General features: G+C 31.8%; 2 protein-coding genes. Both read right to left on the bottom strand.

The window, feature by feature from the left end; all coding sequences use genetic code 11:
• Positions 1-30 precede the first annotated feature (30 nt).
• The gene (locus tag B154_RS0122710; protein WP_018616657.1) at positions 31-1,203 is read right to left on the bottom strand and encodes a restriction endonuclease subunit S; all 1,173 of its coding nucleotides are present in this window, start codon (positions 1,201-1,203) and stop codon (positions 31-33) included.
• Positions 1,196-2,507, bottom strand: a 1,312-nt coding sequence (locus tag B154_RS0122705) for a type I restriction-modification system subunit M (protein WP_018616656.1), incomplete at its 5' end; no start/stop codon positions are given. The genes B154_RS0122705 and B154_RS0122710, both read right to left, overlap by 8 nt.

Genomic DNA, 2,507 nt, shown 5'->3' with positions numbered 1-2,507 from the left:
AGTAGTTAACATAATAGGTCGTTATCAGAATCAAACAAACATTTTCTGTAATAATCCTTCTTTACGTTCTTTTAGTAATTCTACTTTTTTGTTTTGATTATCTATAACTTCACTAAAGACATTCAAAAATTTAGAAATTGCTTGTTGTTCTTCTAAACAAGGGAATTTTAATTTAATCATCGCCATAACATTATTCATTAATTTAGGGTTACCAACCTTAGATACATATTTGAAAGCTATATTATTAAGCATTTCTGCCATACACACATTTGAATTTCCTAATTCATTTAATAAAACTCCACAAACATTTGTACAATAGAATTTTCCTTGTCTAAAACTTACACTCCCTGCATTTGCACCATCTGTTGTCCAAGTTATGGCATCTTGATATAAGTAATCTGAATAATAACCCATCAATCCATTATTACTTGTTTGAGATGAATATACTGGGTATTTGTTAATACTGTTTGGGTTATCACTCATTAATTTTCTTGCTAAGACATAACCTCTAGTTACTTTATAAACATCTTTAATAGTCTTCTCTTCCCACTCAGGATAATCATTCCCATTCTCATCTTTAAATCTTAATTTTTGAGAAAATAACTTTTGCATATATCCCTTTTTCTGTTCTTCTAATTTCGCTAACTTTTGTTCCTCTAATTCGATTTGTCGATCAAGTTTGCTAAAAAAACTACCGATCTTTTGTTGTTCAGTGTAATTAGGAGATAAAAAATTAAAATTTTCTACATGTCCTTTAGAAATATTTTTCACTTTTGTTCCAGCTGATCTCACACTGAAATATTTTTGGTTTCTATTAATTAGCTTAGATAAAAATTGACTGTCTATACCCTGTTTAGGTACTAAAGCTGCTACTCTTTGATTTAATACATATTTATTGTTTCTAGTTATATTTGCCGTCATACCAACAAGTCCTGGTGCTTGTTCGCTTAATATCATTACTAATGTACCTTTGCACAGTGTTTCAGTACTTTTATCATCTATATATTTTCCAGAGTTAATTAACTCACCTTCTGTATTAACAGATTTAAGAGTTATAAGTTTAAATATTCCATGGTTTTTCACTGAATTTTCAAAAGAACCACCATTTTTATAAATTGTTACTTCTCCCAATCTTTTTTCTTCCCATTCTTCGATAAACTCAGGAAATCTCAATTCAGGCACATTCTTCATCTTATTAGTCATGTTTTAACACTCCTAATTCTTTGAGATAGCTATTAATTTCTTGTTCCACTTCTACAATTTCATCGTCAATTTGATTTAAGTCTTTTTGAACTTGTTCTAAATCAATAGGTTCTTCTTCTTCAAATGTATCAACATATCTTGGAATATTAAGGTTATAATCATTTTCTGCGATTTCTTCTAAACTTGCCGCGTAACTATACTTATCTAATGTTTCTCGATTTTTATACGTTTCAACAATTTTTTCTACATCTTCGGTTGTTAAATGGTTTTGATTTTTTCCTTTTTCAAATGATTGTGATGCATCAATAAACAACACATTTTCATCATCTTCACGACACTTTTTAAAGACGAGTATACTTGTTGGTATCGATGTACCGAAGAATAAGTTCGATGGTAAACCGATGACCGCATCTAAATAGTTTTTTTCTTTAATTAAGTATTCACGAATGACACCTTCAGCTGCGCCACGGAATAACACGCCATGCGGTAAAACGACAGCCATTGTGCCATTATCATCTAAGTGATAAATCATGTGCTGAATGAATGCAAAATCTGCTTTTGATTTCGGTGCTAATTTCCCATAATTACTAAAACGTGGGTCTTCTAAGAATTGTGGATCTGAACTCCATTTCGCACTATAAGGTGGATTGGCCACAACTGCCTCAAAACGTTCATCTGAAATGGCTGGATCTTCTATTGTATCTCCATTTTCGATTTTAAAATTCGCATAGTTCACATCATGTAACAACATGTTCATACGTGCTAAGTTGTATGTTGTACTATTGTACTCTTGACCGTAATATTGACGGACATTGGCTTCACGGCCCACACGAAGGAGTAATGATCCCGATCCACATGTAGGGTCATAAACACTTTTAAGGTCTTTTTTATTGGCTGTTACAATTTTAGCTAAAATCGTTGAAACTTGTTGCGGTGTATAGAATTCTCCAGCTTTTTTACCTGAACTTGCTGCGAATTGACCAATTAAGTACTCGTAAGCATCACCTAACATATCAATCTCCATATCACTATGAACAAAAGGTAATGTAGATATCTTCATCATTACTTTTGAAATCAATTTTGTACGTGCAGCATTAGAGTTACCCAAACGTGAAGAATTAAGGTCTAAATCATCAAATAGGTGAATAAAGTCATCTTCGCTATCATGACCCCGTGTAGAATTTTCTATGTTTTTAATCGCATTACTCAGGTCTTCCATTTCAAAAACTTGTTTCTCAATTTTTTTAACTAAGTGACTAAATAGATATTGTGGTTCAATCACATAACCGATACGTGAAATAAAT

Source organism: Segetibacter koreensis DSM 18137, from assembly GCF_000374045.1.
In the GTDB taxonomy this organism is placed as follows: Bacteria; Bacteroidota; Bacteroidia; order Chitinophagales; family Chitinophagaceae; genus Segetibacter; species Segetibacter koreensis.
The sequence above is the reverse complement of the archived record's forward strand: the minus strand, read 5'-3'. Positions and strand labels throughout refer to the sequence as shown.

What these genes read in the sequence shown, in the direction of transcription:
- B154_RS0122710 (WP_018616657.1), bottom strand. Translation starts at nt 1,203, where the DNA reads ATGACTAATAAGATGAAGAATGTGCCTGAATTGAGATTTCCTGAGTTT.